Annotated in this window: 14 protein-coding genes and 1 rRNA gene; 13 read left to right on the plus strand and 2 right to left on the minus strand. The window is 42.2% G+C overall.

Translation table 11 applies throughout. The annotated features are described in order from the left end of the window. Window positions 1–19 precede the first annotated feature (19 nt). The 7 genes from AC4HAN_RS09780 (at window position 20) to AC4HAN_RS09810 (ending at window position 6,912) form a co-directional block, all read left to right on the plus strand. The gene (locus AC4HAN_RS09780; protein WP_491092353.1) at window positions 20–763 is read left to right on the plus strand and encodes a Stp1/IreP family PP2C-type Ser/Thr phosphatase; all 744 of its coding nucleotides are present in this window, start codon (window positions 20–22) and stop codon (window positions 761–763) included. Continuing rightward, on the plus strand, window positions 760–2,625 hold the full coding sequence (gene pknB / locus AC4HAN_RS09785) for a Stk1 family PASTA domain-containing Ser/Thr kinase (RefSeq protein WP_491092340.1): 1,866 nt from the start codon (window positions 760–762) through the stop codon (window positions 2,623–2,625). Before AC4HAN_RS09780 ends, pknB begins: the two co-directional genes overlap by 4 nt. A gap of 138 nt (window positions 2,626–2,763) precedes the next feature. Beyond that, window positions 2,764–3,459 carry a cell wall-active antibiotics response protein LiaF gene (liaF, locus tag AC4HAN_RS09790; protein ID WP_491092341.1) on the plus strand — a complete coding sequence of 232 codons (696 nt, stop codon included), beginning with the start codon at window positions 2,764–2,766 and terminating at the stop codon, window positions 3,457–3,459. Next, window positions 3,456–4,460 carry an envelope stress sensor histidine kinase LiaS gene (gene liaS, locus AC4HAN_RS09795; RefSeq protein ID WP_491092342.1) on the plus strand — a complete coding sequence of 335 codons (1,005 nt, stop codon included), beginning with the start codon at window positions 3,456–3,458 and terminating at the stop codon, window positions 4,458–4,460. Before liaF ends, liaS begins: the two co-directional genes overlap by 4 nt. Next, window positions 4,453–5,094 carry a response regulator transcription factor gene (locus AC4HAN_RS09800; protein WP_491092343.1) on the plus strand — a complete coding sequence of 214 codons (642 nt, stop codon included), beginning with the start codon at window positions 4,453–4,455 and terminating at the stop codon, window positions 5,092–5,094. Before liaS ends, AC4HAN_RS09800 begins: the two co-directional genes overlap by 8 nt. 44 nt (window positions 5,095–5,138) lie before the next feature. Next, window positions 5,139–6,551 (plus strand): bifunctional Cof-type HAD-IIB family hydrolase/peptidylprolyl isomerase, encoded by a 1,413-nt coding sequence (locus tag AC4HAN_RS09805; RefSeq protein WP_491092344.1) that lies wholly within the window; start codon window positions 5,139–5,141, stop codon window positions 6,549–6,551. Further along, a complete protein-coding gene (locus AC4HAN_RS09810; protein WP_491092345.1) occupies window positions 6,538–6,912 on the plus strand; it encodes a S1 RNA-binding domain-containing protein in 375 nt (124 codons plus the stop codon). The genes AC4HAN_RS09805 and AC4HAN_RS09810 overlap by 14 nt, the downstream gene beginning before the upstream one ends. A 148-nt stretch (window positions 6,913–7,060) precedes the next feature. On the opposite strand, the gene cysK is transcribed toward AC4HAN_RS09810, so the two are convergent. Further along, a complete protein-coding gene (gene cysK, locus AC4HAN_RS09815; RefSeq protein ID WP_491092346.1) occupies window positions 7,061–7,990 on the minus strand; it encodes a cysteine synthase A in 930 nt (309 codons plus the stop codon). Window positions 7,991–8,084: 94 nt separating this feature from the next. Continuing rightward, window positions 8,085–8,714, minus strand: a complete 630-nt coding sequence (locus AC4HAN_RS09820) for a YigZ family protein (RefSeq protein ID WP_491092347.1) — start codon at window positions 8,712–8,714, stop codon at window positions 8,085–8,087. A 71-nt stretch (window positions 8,715–8,785) separates the two neighbouring features. On the opposite strand from AC4HAN_RS09820, the gene AC4HAN_RS09825 reads away from it, so the two are divergent. From AC4HAN_RS09825 to AC4HAN_RS09850, 6 genes are all read left to right on the plus strand, one after another. After that, entirely contained in the window at window positions 8,786–10,087 is a 1,302-nt protein-coding gene (locus AC4HAN_RS09825) for an ATP-dependent helicase ComFA (RefSeq protein ID WP_491092348.1), read from the plus strand. Next, window positions 10,084–10,746, plus strand: coding sequence for a ComF family protein (locus tag AC4HAN_RS09830; RefSeq protein ID WP_491092349.1), 663 nt, complete (start codon window positions 10,084–10,086; stop codon window positions 10,744–10,746). The genes AC4HAN_RS09825 and AC4HAN_RS09830 overlap by 4 nt, the downstream gene beginning before the upstream one ends. An 84-nt stretch (window positions 10,747–10,830) precedes the next feature. Then, window positions 10,831–11,379, plus strand: a complete 549-nt coding sequence (gene hpf / locus AC4HAN_RS09835) for a ribosome hibernation-promoting factor, HPF/YfiA family (RefSeq protein WP_075345601.1) — start codon at window positions 10,831–10,833, stop codon at window positions 11,377–11,379. Window positions 11,380–11,642: 263 nt separating this feature from the next. Then, window positions 11,643–12,737, plus strand: coding sequence for a hypothetical protein (locus AC4HAN_RS09840; protein WP_491092350.1), 1,095 nt, complete (start codon window positions 11,643–11,645; stop codon window positions 12,735–12,737). 9 nt (window positions 12,738–12,746) lie between these two features. Beyond that, window positions 12,747–14,444, plus strand: coding sequence for a zinc ribbon domain-containing protein (locus AC4HAN_RS09845; protein ID WP_491092351.1), 1,698 nt, complete (start codon window positions 12,747–12,749; stop codon window positions 14,442–14,444). 488 nt (window positions 14,445–14,932) lie between these two features. Further along, window positions 14,933–15,008, plus strand: a 16S ribosomal RNA gene (locus tag AC4HAN_RS09850); the annotation flags it as partial.

Genomic DNA, 15,008 nt, shown 5'->3' on the forward strand with positions numbered 1-15,008 from the left:
TTTGTCAGACAAGGAAGACATGAAAATTTCCCTTTTTACAGATATTGGGCAAAAACGCTCCAATAATCAAGATTTTATCAATAAATTTGATAATCGTTCCGGGAATACCCTGATCGTATTGGCAGACGGTATGGGCGGACACCGTGCCGGAAACATTGCCAGTGAAATGACGGTTACCGATTTGGGCCGCGAATGGTTTGATACTGATTTGACCGATTTGGGTCAGATCCGTGACTGGCTGGTCAGCAATATTGAAACAGTTAACCGCCGTATTTATGAGTTGGGACAAACAGAAGATTTTCAAGGAATGGGGACGACAATCGAAGCTTTGGTTGTTGTTGCCAACAACGTCCTCTTTGCCCATATCGGCGATTCACGTATCGGCTTGATTCACGATGGTGTCTACACTCAATTAACGAGTGATCATTCTTTGGTTAACGAACTGGTCAAAGCCGGTCAGCTGACTGAAGAAGAAGCAGCCAGCCATCCGCAAAAGAACATTATCACTCAGTCTATCGGTCAGGCCAATCCGGTGGAACCTGATCTTGGTATTCAAACCTTAGAACCAGGAGACTACCTGCTGGTCAACAGTGACGGCCTGACTAATATGATTTCCAACAAAGTCATTGTCAATGCCTTGAGCGATGACAGCAAAGATCTGGATGAAAAAGCCAGATATTTGATTCAATTGGCCAACGATGCAGGCGGTCTTGATAATATTACCGTTGCTTTAGTCCACGCCGAAAGAGAGGGAGATGAATGATTCAGATTGGCAAATTATTTGCTGGTCGTTATCGAATTCTCCAATCTATCGGACGAGGCGGGATGGCCGATGTTTATTTAGCTAATGATCTGATTTTGGATAATGAGGAAGTAGCCATCAAGGTGCTGCGAACCAATTATCAGACAGATCAGGTCGCTGTGACGCGTTTCCAGCGGGAAGCGCGGGCCATGGCAGAGCTCAATCATCCTAATATCGTTGCTATTCGTGACATTGGAGAAGAAGACGGTCAGCAGTTCCTTGCAATGGAATATGTTGACGGTGCTGACTTGAAAAAATACATTCAAGATCACGCCCCTTTATCAAATGCTGAAGTAATCCGCATTATGAAAGAGGTTCTTTCCGCAATGACTCTTGCCCATCAAAAGGGTATTATTCATCGGGATTTGAAACCTCAAAATGTGCTTTTGACCAAGGACGGTACAGCTAAGGTAACAGACTTTGGTATTGCCGTAGCCTTTGCCGAAACCAGCCTGACACAGACAAATTCAATGCTGGGCAGTGTTCATTATCTGTCTCCTGAGCAGGCGCGCGGTTCAAAAGCTACAGTTCAAAGTGATATCTATGCTATGGGTATCATGCTCTTTGAAATGCTGACGGGGCATATCCCTTATGATGGCGACAGCGCTGTAACGATTGCTCTGCAGCATTTTCAAAAACCGCTGCCGTCGATCATTGCAGAAAATAAAAACGTTCCTCAGGCTTTGGAAAATGTTGTAATCAAGGCAACGGCCAAGCGGCTGACGAATCGCTACACGTCAACTGAGGAAATGCTGCGGGATTTAAGAACTTGCCTGCAGCCCAGCCGCAGCCGTGAAAAGAAATTGGTCTTTAATGATGCTGCGGATACAAAACCACTGCCAAAACTCGAACAGGCTGCAACAGCGGCTTCAGCTGCTCAGACTTTAAAAAATAAGGCGACCAATCCGGATAAACCGGCCAGTCAGCCTAATCCAAAACCCAAAGTTCAGGATAAGCCTAAAAAGAAGGGGCGCTTTTTATCCCGTTTCTTCAAGCTTTTCTTCGCTCTGGTTTTTATTGGGATCATCATTTTAGCCTATCTTATTTTGACGAAGCCCGGCACTGTCTCTGTACCGGATGTTTCCGGCAATAAGCTGTCAGCTGCTAAAACAACCATCAAAAATTCAGGTTTAAAGGTTGGCCAGGTTCATAAGATTGAAGATGACAGTGCAGATGACGGCGAAGTTGTCCGCACGAATCCAAGCGCAGGAACTAAAAAGCGCGAAGGTTCCAAGGTTGATATTTTTGTTGCCAGCTCCAAGGGCTTTAAAATGGAAGACTATACCGGTCAGGACTACCAGGATGTTATTGACAATCTGACCAACAATTACGGCGTTTCCAAAAGAAAGATTGTCCTGAAAGAAGTTTCATCAGATGAGTACAGCGGCGGTACGGTAATCGGCCAGTCGCCAAAAGCCGGAAAAACTTACCGTCCCGGCAGCGGTAAAAAGATTACTCTCAAGGTTGTTAAGATGACCATGCCGAATTTCAAAAATATGACCTATGATGAAGCAGTCAATACCTTAACAACCATGGGTATTTCCGCAAAACGTATAAAGGTATACGATGCCAGTGATTACTCAACAGAAATTTCATCACCTGCTTCTTCATCTGTGGTTGTAGGGCAAAATCCTTATTACGGAGAAACTGTCAGCCTATCGTCTGATGATGATGTCATTCTCTATGTTTCGGAAACAGAAATCCCTGAACCTCAGCCGTCTTCATCTGAAGAAACCGAGGCACCGACAACGGTGACAGAAGAGTCAACAGAAGCCACAACCAGCGAGGCGGCTTCTGAGGCTGAGTCAGAAAGCTCAGAATAATGTTTGAAATAATAAAAAAGAAGGAGAAGAAACAGCCGATTCTGGCAGGTCTTCTCCTTTTTGACTGCCGCTAAGCAGATGAAATTTATCTTGAATTTTGGTACAATGACTAAGAATTATAAGACTTGAAGGTAACCTATGCGAAAATTCCAATTTTTTCTAGTTGTAGAGACGATCCTGATTGCTCTGGCCTTTATGACTATTTTAGCCAGTGATTTATCGAGTTTCATCTTGATTCTGGTGATTACGCTTTTAGCCCTGAGATTTTACCACTTGGGCAGTAAAAATGATTTTCTGCTGACGGCCAGCTTGCTCCTGCTTTTTCTGATTTTCATGCTCAACCCCTATACCATCGCTGCGGTGCTTGTGGGAATTCTTTATGTCATGATTAACCACTTTGCTCAGGTTAAAAAGAAAAACCGTTACGCCTTATTAAAGCTGCAGGAAGAAGGGCTCAATGTCAGCAAAAAACCGCATCAATGGATCGGTAACAATGAGTATATTGAGACTGATTCATATGCCTTTGATGATATCAATGTGATTCGCTTAAGCGGAAGTGATATCATCAATTTGAGTCAGGTGATTGTGACGGGACAGAACAATCTTGTCATGATTCGCAAGGTCTACGGGCCAACCAAGATTTTAGTTCCTGTTGATGTCGCTGTCAAATTAGATGTCAGCAGTATTTATGGGAATGTTCGCTTCTTTAATTCGCCCGAATATGATCTGCGCAATGAGACCATTAAGCTGGCAGACAGCAGGCAGGATCTGACCAAATCAGTCAAGATTATTGTGAATGTCATTGCAGGAGTAGTGGAGGTGGAACGGATATGAGAAAACGAACCATTTTCATGATTTTCCTTTATGCTGCGGTTACCGTTATTTCTATTGTTTTTGTCATCATCAACAGCCTCAACCTTGATTTAGATGATTTACTGAAAGATTGGGTTGTTATGGAGCAGTTTATCTTGTCGCTCCTTGCAGCCTTCATCTCTCTGACCTTTCTTTTGCTCTTGGTCTGGATGATTGTTGATGATAACAGCAAAAGGCATTTGAATCAAAATCTAAGGCGGATTTTGCTCAATCAAACTATTAGTCAGGAAGATGACACAGAGCTGGGGAAAAATGTCAACCGCTTATCAGATAAGATGCAGCAGCTGACCAATAATTTGCAAAAAACAGAGAATGCTTATATTACCAGCAGTCAGGAAATCGTCAAAAAAGAAAGAAAACGGATAGCCCGGGACCTGCACGACACTGTCAGTCAGGAGCTGTTTGCTTCTTCGATGATTCTGTCGGGCGTTTCGCATAATCTGGAGCAGTTAGACAAAAAGCAGCTGCAAACCCAGCTTTTAGCTGTTGAGGATATGCTGAACAATGCTCAAAATGATCTGCGGGTTCTTCTTTTGCATCTTCGCCCTACTGAGCTGGAAGGCAAGACACTTTCAGAAGGACTGGCCATGATCATCAAAGAGCTGACAGATAAAAGCAATATCGAAGTTGTGTATAAGGAAAATATTGATAAGCTCCCCAAAGCGATTGAAAGTAATTTCTTTCGCATTGCCCAAGAATTTATCAGCAATACACTGAAGCATGCCAAAGCAAGCCGGATGGAAGTCTATCTGTATCAGACGTCTTCTGAGGTTCAGCTCAAAATGATTGATAACGGTATCGGCTTTGATATGGATGCTGTCCGTGATCTGAGTTACGGTTTGAAAAATATCGAAGACCGTGTCAACGATCTCGCGGGGACCGTACATTTTTTAAGTGCTAAAGACAAAGGTGTTGTTATGGATATTCATGTACCGATAATGAAAGGAGATGTTGATGAGTAAAATAAAGGTTATTCTGGTTGATGACCATGAGATGGTAAGGCTGGGGCTGAAGAGTTTTCTTAACCTTCAGGAAGATGTTGAAGTTGTCGGAGAAGCCGGTAACGGCCGCGAAGGGATTGAACTGGCCTTGCAATTAAAGCCCGATGTAGTCGTGATGGATCTTGTCATGCCTGAAATGGACGGTGTTGAAGCCACTCTTGAGCTCCTGAAGGAATGGAAGGATGCTAAAATTTTGGTGCTGACCAGCTATTTGGATAACGAGAAAATTTATCCTGTTATTGAAGCCGGAGCCAAGGGCTACATGCTGAAAACTTCCAGCGCAGCAGAAATTCTGAATGCCATCAAAAAGGTGGCCAAAGGCGATTTGGCGATTGAAACGGAAGTTGATAAGAAGATTAAAGCCCATCATGACAATCCTGATTTGCATGAAGATCTGACTGCCCGGGAAAGAGATATTTTGGAGCTGCTTGCCAAAGGTTATGACAATCAGACAATAGCTGATGAACTTTTCATCTCTTTAAAAACTGTAAAAACGCATGTCTCTAATATTCTGTCCAAACTGCAGGTGGACGATCGGACGCAGGCAGTGGTCTATGCTTTTCAGCATCATTTGGTACCGCAGGATGACGATTAGTATGTTATAATAATAAAAGAAATGAGTTTGCAAGGGGCTGAAGGATGAATTCTGGATTAAAACACAAGGCTGAAAAAGTTAAAGCTGTCTTTTTTGATATCGATGACACGCTTCGTATCAAAGACAGCGGCTACATGCCACCATCAGTCACAACTGCTTTTGAAAGTCTGAAAAAGCAGGGGATTCTGACGGGTATTGCTTCGGGCAGAGCGCCTTATGGTGTTGTTCCTGAAATTCGTGCTTTGGAGCCCGACTTTTTTGTTACCATTAATGGTTCTTACGTGATTGACCATGAGAACAATGAAATTTTCAACGATCCTATTGACAAGGCTATTATCGAAAAATATATTGCCTGGTGTCAGGAAGTTGGTATTGACTACGGTTTTGCCGGTAAGGATAAGGCTGTTGTCTCAAGGCGTACGGATTTAGTTGACAGAGCGCTTGTGCCTGTTTACGGTCTGTGCGATGTTGACCCGGATTTTTATCAAAAACACAATGTTTATCATATGTGGACCTTTGAAGATGTCGGTGACAGCTTGCAGCTGCCGGCCGAGCTGGCTAAGGATATCCGTTTTGTCAGGTGGCATCCCAACTCGTCTGATGTCATCAAAAACGGTGTCTCTAAAGCATCAGGTCTGGCTCATGTCTTAAAAAGAGCCCATCTAAAGCCTGAGAATGTCCTTTTCTTTGGTGACGGTCTGAATGATCTTGAAATGTTTGATTACGTCGGTGTCACAGTTGCTATGGGCAATGGTCATGGTGATTTGAAAGAAAAGGCTGATTTTATTACAAAAAATGTAGAAGAAGACGGCATTTTATATGCCTTGGAGGAATTAGGTTTGACAGAAAAAAAAGTACAGTTTCCGCAGTTGAATTTGGACAGTATCAATGTTCCCACCGCAGTTATCAAGACCAATCACGGCGATTTAACAGTAAAATTATTTCCGGAACAAGCACCCAAAACGGTCGCTAATTTTATTGGATTGGCTAAGAACGGTTATTATGATGGTGTTATCTTCCACCGAATCATCAAAGATTTTATGATTCAAGGGGGCGATCCGACCGGTACCGGTATGGGCGGAGAGTCTATTTACGGTCAGCGTTTTGAAGATGAGTTTTCAGAAGCACTCTACAACCTTCGCGGTGCCCTGTCAATGGCAAATGCAGGTCCCAATACCAACGGCAGTCAGTTTTTCATTGTTCAGAACCAAAATTTCCCTTACAGTGCTGAAGAACTGGAGCGCGGCGGCTGGCCGCAGGAAATTGCGGCTGCTTATGCGGATAATGGCGGCACACCGCACCTTGACCGCCGGCATACTGTCTTTGGACAGCTGGCTGATCAGGCTTCCTTTGATGTTTTAGATGAGATTGCCAATCTTTCGACAGATGCTTCAGATCGTCCGGTAACAGAGGTTGTCATTGAAACCGTTGAGGTGACTGACGATGAAGATCGGTGATAAGATAAAGGGAGAAATTACCGGTATCAAACCTTACGGTGCCTTTGTTCAGCTGGCAAACGGATCAATAGGTCTCATTCATATTTCGGAAATTAAAACGGGCTATATTGATAATATTTATCGAACCTTATCTGTAGGTGAGGAAGTCCTTGTTCAGGTTGTCGACTATGATGAATACAGCCAAAAAGCCAGTCTGTCTTTGCGAACCTTAGAAGAAGAAAAGCACCATTATCAGCATCGGCATCGTTTTTCCAACAGTCGTTTAAACATTGGTTTTAAGCCTTTGGCTGATAATTTGCCTGTCTGGATTGAGGAAAATCTTGATTACTTGCAGGATCGGCATAAGGAAGCTCAGGAATAGAGTAACAGTAACCGACTTCACAAGCACTTTTATTAAATGGTATTTTAAAAAGAGCAGAAAAATTCACACTGAGCGTGAATTCTCTGCTCTTTTTCGTTTGCTATAAAAGACGGCATTAGGTGTTAAGCCCGCCGCCTTAAAATAATTCTCAGTCAAATTCATACAGGGCTGTTGAAAGATAGCGTTCTCCGTTATCCGGTGCAATAGCCAAAACTTTTTTACCCTTGCCAAGCTTTTTAGCCACTTCAATCGCAGCCCAAACGGCAGCTGAGGCTGAAATACCCAGAAGGAAACCTTCTTTACCGCCGAAATTGCGGCCGGTTGCCAAAGCATCATCAGATTTAACACGGATAACTTCATCATACGAATGCGTATCAAGTGCTACCGGAATAAACCCGGTTGAGATGCCTTGAATCTTATGAGGACCTGGTTTATCGCCGGAAAGAACAGCTGATTCATCAGCCTCAAGGCCATAGATCTTAATATCGGGGTTATCCTTTTTGAGGACACGTGAAACACCGGTGATTGTGCCGCCGGTACCGATTCCGGCTACAAAAGCATCAAGCCCGTGTGAACCGAAGGCATCCAAGATTTCTGGACCTGTTGTCAGTTCATGCGTCTTTGGATTAGCAGGGTTGTCAAATTGGAGAGGAACCCAGCCGCCTACTTCCTTAGCAATTTCATGAGCTTTTTCAATCGCTCCCTTGGTTCCGGCACTGCCTGGTGTTAGAACAAGTTCGGCTCCGTAGGCTTGGATAATTTTACGGCGCTCAACGCTCATTGTTTCAGGCATCGTAATGATAACCTTATAACCTTTTGCTGCACCGACCCAAGAAAGCCCGATACCTGTATTGCCGCTGGTTGGTTCAACAATAGTGTCTCCGGGTTTTATAATACCGCGTTCCTCAGCATCTTCAATCATGTTTAAGGCAATGCGGTCCTTGACTGATGATCCGGGGTTGAAAGCTTCAAGTTTGAGATAGACATCAGCAGCATCGGCAGGCACAACCTTGTTTAGTTTCACAATCGGTGTGTTCCCGATTAATTCGGTGATATTATCGTAAATTTTTGTCGTCATACTATACCTCGCAAAATTGATTTGCTTCCAGTATAGGCTGAAAAAGAGGCTTTGTAAAATATAAATTATTTATCACGGTGATAAATAAATCATATCACCTTACAGGAATTTCAACGATTTGGCTGCCGGCAATACGGCTGCTGACTTTTCCCTGATAAAAATCACTCAAGCTGCTTTGGATGCTGTCAATATCTTCTTCATCAACATAGATCGTCGTAGTGACATTGACAGCAAAATCGGTATCGTGTTCCTGCAGGTCATGTGCATTTAAGAAATTGGCAAAATTTTGATACTGGGGATAGCTTAATTCCAGCTTAAGCCCAGTCTGTTCCTTAACGTCGACCATTCCCAGTGTCTTGATTGTACTTGCCACACTTCCTGAGTAAGCACGGATAAGACCGCCGGCTCCTAATTTAATACCGCCGAAATAGCGGGTAACAACGACTGCAAGATTGGTCAGGTGGTTTTTTTCAAGGACACTGAGCATCGGAACTCCTGCGGTGCCGCTGGGTTCCCCGTCATCGCTGGAGCGCTTAATATCACCGTTTTCCCCGATAATCATTGCAGAGCAGGAATGGGTGGCTTTATAATGCTCTTTTTTGATTTGAGCAATAAAATCGCGTCCTTGGGCTTCTGAGTGAATCCTTTTGGCCTGACAGATAAAGCGGGATTTTTTAAGAATCTCTTCTGTGCTGCCGTCTTTGGCAATTGTACGATAGTTCATAGACAAAGTGTACCCGTTTTTTTGAAAAGGTGCAAGTCGGTTTTTATAACTTTTTGCGAATAGTAAAATTGATGGAACTACTGAAAAATTATTATGGCCGTTTATGGCCCGAAAATCAGCTGGATGACAGCCTAAAAAAGCACGCCCGAACCTTACCGGCTATGACAGAGCAGTTTCCTTATTTTATTTGCAACCGCTGCGGCAGTAAAAACAGCGCAGACACCAGTTTGCCTGACGGCTCTGTTTATTGCAGGAGCTGCCTTGTGTTCGGGCGGACCAGCAGCCGGGAAAAACTCTTTTACTTTGAGCAACAGGCATTTCCTGAAATTCAGGCCTTGAGCTGGCAGGGGGAGCTGACTCCTTTTCAGAAGGCTGTTTCAGACAGCTTGAGAGAGGCTGTTCAAAATAAAGAAAGTATACTTGTCCATGCTGTAACCGGAGCGGGAAAGACAGAGATGATTTATGGCACGCTGGATGATACCCTCAGGCAGGGCAAAGCAGCGGCGCTGGTCAGCCCTCGGATTGATGTCTGTCTGGAGCTGTACAAACGTTTAAGCCGTGATTTTACCTGCTCTATCAGTCTGCTGCACGGAGAATCGGAAAGCTATGAACGCAGTCCGCTAGTTATTGCGACGACACACCAGCTTTTAAGGTTTTATCAAGCTTTTGATCTTTTAATTGTAGATGAGGTTGATGCCTTTCCTTTTGTTGATAACAAAATGCTGCACTATGCTTTAAATAACTGTCTTAAATCTGATGGTGTCAGGGTATATTTAACGGCCACTTCAACAGAGCAGCTGGATAGGCAGATTAAGCAAGGAAAGCTGAAAAAACTGCATTTAGCCAGACGTTTTCACGCCAAACCTTTGGTTGTGCCTCAAACTGTTTGGCTGAATTTTTCTCTTGAAAAAGCAGATAAGCAAAGACTTCCTGCCCGTTTTTTAAGGTATGTGCGAAAGCAGCGGCAAAGCCGCTTTCCCTTACTAATTTTCTTTCCTCATATTGAACTAGGGTCGTTTTTTACGGAATCTCTGCAAAAGTATTTTCCGGAAGAATCCATTGAGTTTGTTTCCAGTTTAAGTGCGGACCGGCTGGAAAAGATCGAGCAGTTCAGAAGCGGTCAAATTCACATTCTGGTGTCAACGACGATTTTAGAAAGAGGGGTCACCTTTCCTGATGTTGATGTTTTTGTAATGGCAGCCAACCACCGTCTGTTTACCAAGACAGCTTTGATACAAATTGCCGGCCGTGTCGGACGTTCATCGTCTCGTCCGACAGGAACTTTGATTTTCTTTCATAACGGTCTCAATAAAGCGATTAAAAGGGCTGTCTTCGAAATAAAAGAAATGAATCGAAGAGGAGGTTTTACATGAACTGTCTGATATGCCGGTCACCGTTTGAAAAGGGCTTGGGTTTTTCTTCCATCTTTTTCCTGAATGCTGCAGAGGATGCGGTTTGCAGCAGCTGTTTTTCCAAATTTCAGCGTATTTCGGACAGTCATTGTCCTGCTTGCTGTAAAGATGGTATCAGTACTCATTGCCAGAACTGTCTTTATTGGCAAAGCAAAGGACAAGCGGTCAATCATAAGGCAGTCTTTTGCTATAATCAAGCCATGAAAGATTATTTTAGCGCTTATAAGTTTCAAGGAGATTATCTTTTGAGGAAGGTTTTTGCAAGTACTGTCAGAAAAGCATTAAAAAACAGCCGCGGCTATACGCTGGTTCCCATTCCGCTCAGCCCTTCAAGTTTAAAGACCCGCAGATTTAATCAGGTACAGGCTTTTTTGGATGAAGCAAAACTGCCTTACAGCCAATTATTGGAAAAGAATGACAGCATTAAGCAATCGAGCAAAACACGGCAGGACAGGCTGTCCAGTCAGCAGTTTTTTTATTTAAGAAAAACTAAAGAATTACCTGCTAAGGTTATATTGGTCGACGATATTTACACGACAGGCGCTACGATTCAGTTAGCCAGGCAGCTGTTGCTTGAAAACGGTGTGAAAACAATAAAGTCCTTTTCTTTGGCAAGATGATAAAAAGGCTTGCAAATTTTCATGAAAGCGATATAATAATAGTGAAGAAAGCGCTTGTCTAAAGCGCAAGAAAAGAGGTAGCTTATGATTAAATATAGTATTCGTGGTGAGAACATTGAAGTAACAGATGCGATCCGTAACTATGTTGAGTCTAAACTCAAAAAAATCGAAAAGTATTTTAATGCTGATCAAGAATTAGATGCGCGTGTCAATCTGAAAGTATACCGTGAAAAAACAGCTAAGGTTGAGGTTACGATTCCCCTCGATTCAGTTACTCTCCGTGCCGAAGATATTTCTCAAGACATGTACGGTTCAACTGATTTAGTTGTGGATAAGATTGAACGTCAAATTCGCAAAAATAAGACAAAAATTGCAAAGAAACATCGTGAAAAGAAACCGGCATCTCATGTTTTTACAACTGAGTTTGAAGCAGAAGAAATCGAAGAAACACCGGCAGTAAAAGTTGTAAGAACCAAAAATATTACCTTGAAACCAATGGATATTGAAGAAGCCCGCCTGCAAATGGATCTTTTGGGGCATGACTTCTTTATTTATACAGATGCTAATGACAATACAACGAATGTACTTTATCGCCGTGAAGACGGAAATTTAGGTGTCATTGAGGCCAAATAAAATATATGACAGTCATGAGGACCGGAACACAAAGTTTCGGTCTTTTAATTTGGACTGATTAACGCAGAAAATGAGCTGTCCTTAGATGGCGGACAGCCGTTTTCAGTTAAGATTAAGCAGCGCTTTTTTAATGGCCTTGATAATTGTTTGTCTTCCCCGAAATGATAGAATCTGTCTTAAACCTTGCGGCTATCACCTTGTCAGTTTAAAATTGTCATGCTATAATTTATTTTGTTATGTAATATTTTTGTAAGGAGATTGACATGAACAAAGAGGATTGGCTGGATTATTTTGAGGCAGTTAATGGCCGTGAACCATCATCCAGAGAGATTGCAGAAGCTCTGGCGGCTGGAGAATTTCAGAATGATGCAGCAGCTGATGCCAAACCAAAAGAAAAAAGTGAAATGATTCAAAAACCTGCGAAACCGGCCGCAAAAGCAGCTGAGAGGGAATCAAATCAAAATCCGCAGTACGAGCAGGAATTTGCCGCAAATAAGGCTGATAATCAGACGGTATCGCACCAGCAGGTTGAACAATTAAAGGAAAAAGGGAAAAGTTATTTTGCATGGTTCTTGGAAGGTTTGAAAAGGCCGGCAGCGCAGTCTTCAAACAGTCAGTTTACTTACGGACTGGTAACATTGGCTCTTACAGCGCTCTTTTTAGCTGCCGGTTTAGTCAATTATGTTAATAGAATTTTTACCTCAATTATTAATATAACCATCAGCGGTGAAAGCCTTAAAATGAATGAACCGGAAGCTTTTTCTGTCGTTGAAGATGCTGTCCGAACTAATTTTGGTTTTAGCAAAATAATAGCTGTTGCAGTTATTATTTTCATTGCTTATGCTCTTGTAGCTGCCCTGCCGGCTTTGATTCATAAATTTGCTGCTAAATCCCAAGAAAAAACAGCTTTCTTACTGGGGAAATACGCTGCTTATACTCCGCTTTTAGCAGCTGTTAATCTGCTTATCTTTTTGCTGAGCTTCCTGACATCAAATAAATTAGTTGTTTCAAGCAGATATTCTTATCAAATCGTGTCATCTTTCAGTTCTATGGACAATCCTTTTGAGGGGCTGTCCTCAGTTTCACATCTGATTAAAGAAGTACCGGCCATTCGCTCTATTCAGACAGTATTTATCTATTTAGCTCTTTTAAGTGTTGTCAGTTTGGCTGTCTTAATAGTAGCCTTTTTGGCAAATATCAAAGTTTCGCTGGGAAATCTCAATAATTTTTATGTGCGCCTGATTGCATTTCTTGTTTTTATTCTCATCATTTTCTTCATGAATAAAACAATTGCAGCAAACCTTTTAGGCGGACTGGATAGCATAAAAGATTCATTGACTAAATTATATGAAATATAGGATGGGACTATGGCAAGCAAAGAAAAATGGGCAGAATTATTTGAAAAAGTTATTGGCCGCCAACCAACGCCGCAGGAATTTTTAGAGGGTAAAAAGACTGATTTTGACTTAAAAGCAATTAAAAAAATAGCAGCTGCCGCTGCAGATACAAAAGAGTCTTTACCGATAGATTCCAACACTCTTTCAGTAGAGAATTCACATGCAGCCGATGAAATTCCTGTGAACCCTGAAGCTGAAATAACAGAGCAAACTCAAAGGTCAAAGTTACCTGCTTCCGGGACTGAAAAACTTCCCAAGCAATTGTGGGCGGAAACTTTTAAACAGCAGACTGGCCGCCAACCGACGCCGGATGAATTTCTTTTGGCACGAAGTCAGGGATTTGATTTAACTAAGATTAGCCAATCGGCAGAAAATAAATCTGTCAGCGAACTGCCAAAACCAGCTGAAAAGTCTTGGTCAAAAGGCAAGAAAGCTTTATTAGCACTGGTGCTCATTCTTTTACTTATGCTGGGAGCGGGTTATATCTATGGCAATCAGTATTTTTCCCGCGAAGCGGTCGCGGAAAGGTATTTGAAAGCCGCTAACCATAATGTTACTGAAGCCTTGGCATTTGAAGTATGGAGTGATACTGAAAAACCAATTAAAAAATCAGAATTAACCTATAGAAATGCAGACGAAAACAAAACACTGCAGATGGATGACCTGATGTCTGACTATCGGCAGATGAAAAATATAGGCAGAAAATTTTTGATTTTTCCTGACTGGCGTGTTGCTGTCAAACCCGTTTCAGCTACAGTATCAGTCAACACAAAAGGTTTGGAGTTATTTGTTAATGACAAGAGAATTGCTAAAACAGACAGTGATTCTTACACTAAGACACTGTCACGGCTTTATCCGGGGACTTATAATTTTGTTGCTAAAGGCGCAGTATCCGGTCAGAAACTTGAGGTTTCATCTGAAGAAACTATTACCAATAATATAAAGGTTAATTTAAATGTTAAATACCTCAGTTTTCAGGTTAACAGCAATCTTACCGATGGAGATCTGTACGTAGGCAGCCGTAAAATCGGTAAGCTGCATGACGGCAAGTACAAAGTTTCCAAATTAGCTGTCACAGATGCATCTAAAATCTATGTTCAGAAATCATTTCCCGGGAAATCATCCTTAAAATCGGAAACTCAAGCTATAGAAGACATCTATGATGGCGATATGGTCACTCTGGATGCCAAAGGTGTTCTTGACCGTGATACCGCAGATTCCCTTATCACAGAAGCTTACCACAAAATGAGTTCATATGCGTCTTCACAAACAACACCGGATGATTTGGATGATGTTTTTACCGGAGGAAACAATAATAAATTTTACCAAGATGTCAAAAATACGATAGATACCAATACCACAGGTGCTAAAAATAGAAGTGCCGATTCCATCACATTTAGCGACATTGATGTCAGCAAGGTAAGTCAAACCGGACCAACAACTTTTTCCGTTGAATTTACGGTTGTCTATGATTTTTATTACGGCTATGATTCAGAGCATGAGTCATCAGGAGATATCATTCAAAAATTATCATGGTCAGCTCTGGTTGAATACACTGGCGATGATAAAGAGACTGACAGTTATTCTTACAATACATATGATGATTACCGGATTACTTCGGGTAATGGCAAGTCAAGTGTTTTAAATACTAAAAACACAGTTGACTAAAAAGAATAGAGACGGCTTGCTTTCCTGATGAAAAGTTTCAGATTGATAGAAGTGATGCAAGGAGATTGGGGCTTTCGTCCCAATCTCTTATCTATCCAGTCTCAAATGGTCTCTCAGGTGGGAAATATGCTCAATTTTGCTGATTTTAATTTCTAATCAACTAAGCAAAAAAGCGACAGTAACAGAAAATTCTTTTTGACCTCCAGCTTCCTCCATGAGCAACCAACCCCTGCAGTCATGCAGTCTCAGGGGGCTGTTGGGCCGAGGTTTAGGAGAAGAAAAGTATTTAGTTGAAAAAAAGTAAGGAAAAGGAGTTGACAAAGGTGGGAAGAGCTGATAGAATATAGTAGTTGTCTCGTTAGGAGACAGCACGACAGAGCCCTTTGAAAACTGAACAAGACGAACCAAGTGCGGGTTACGGAAGACGTAACCTGTCAAGAACAATAAGTCAGCGATGACAAAAACGAGTTAAGAACTCAAACTTAAGAAGCAATGAGAGTTTGATCCTGGCTCAGGACGAACGCTGGCGGCGTGCCTAATACATGCAAGTGGAACGCACGATTG

Source organism: Streptococcus sp. ELY_86 (assembly GCF_058314495.1).

Bases quoted from the DNA above. Each gene is read 5' to 3' on its own strand.
- liaS (WP_491092342.1), top strand. From the start codon at position 3,456: ATGAGAAAACGAACCATTTTCATGATTTTCCTTTATGCTGCGGTTACC.
- AC4HAN_RS09845 (WP_491092351.1), top strand. From the start codon at position 12,747: ATGGCAAGCAAAGAAAAATGGGCAGAATTATTTGAAAAAGTTATTGGC.
- liaF (WP_491092341.1), top strand. From the start codon at position 2,764: ATGCGAAAATTCCAATTTTTTCTAGTTGTAGAGACGATCCTGATTGCT.
- AC4HAN_RS09800 (WP_491092343.1), top strand. From the start codon at position 4,453: ATGAGTAAAATAAAGGTTATTCTGGTTGATGACCATGAGATGGTAAGG.
- AC4HAN_RS09830 (WP_491092349.1), top strand. From the start codon at position 10,084: ATGAACTGTCTGATATGCCGGTCACCGTTTGAAAAGGGCTTGGGTTTT.
- AC4HAN_RS09805 (WP_491092344.1), top strand. From the start codon at position 5,139: ATGAATTCTGGATTAAAACACAAGGCTGAAAAAGTTAAAGCTGTCTTT.
- pknB (WP_491092340.1), top strand. From the start codon at position 760: ATGATTCAGATTGGCAAATTATTTGCTGGTCGTTATCGAATTCTCCAA.
- AC4HAN_RS09810 (WP_491092345.1), top strand. From the start codon at position 6,538: ATGAAGATCGGTGATAAGATAAAGGGAGAAATTACCGGTATCAAACCT.
- AC4HAN_RS09780 (WP_491092353.1), top strand. From the start codon at position 20: ATGAAAATTTCCCTTTTTACAGATATTGGGCAAAAACGCTCCAATAAT.
- hpf (WP_075345601.1), top strand. From the start codon at position 10,831: ATGATTAAATATAGTATTCGTGGTGAGAACATTGAAGTAACAGATGCG.
- AC4HAN_RS09820 (WP_491092347.1), bottom strand. From the start codon at position 8,714: ATGAACTATCGTACAATTGCCAAAGACGGCAGCACAGAAGAGATTCTT.
- AC4HAN_RS09825 (WP_491092348.1), top strand. From the start codon at position 8,786: ATGGAACTACTGAAAAATTATTATGGCCGTTTATGGCCCGAAAATCAG.
- cysK (WP_491092346.1), bottom strand. From the start codon at position 7,990: ATGACGACAAAAATTTACGATAATATCACCGAATTAATCGGGAACACA.
- AC4HAN_RS09840 (WP_491092350.1), top strand. From the start codon at position 11,643: ATGAACAAAGAGGATTGGCTGGATTATTTTGAGGCAGTTAATGGCCGT.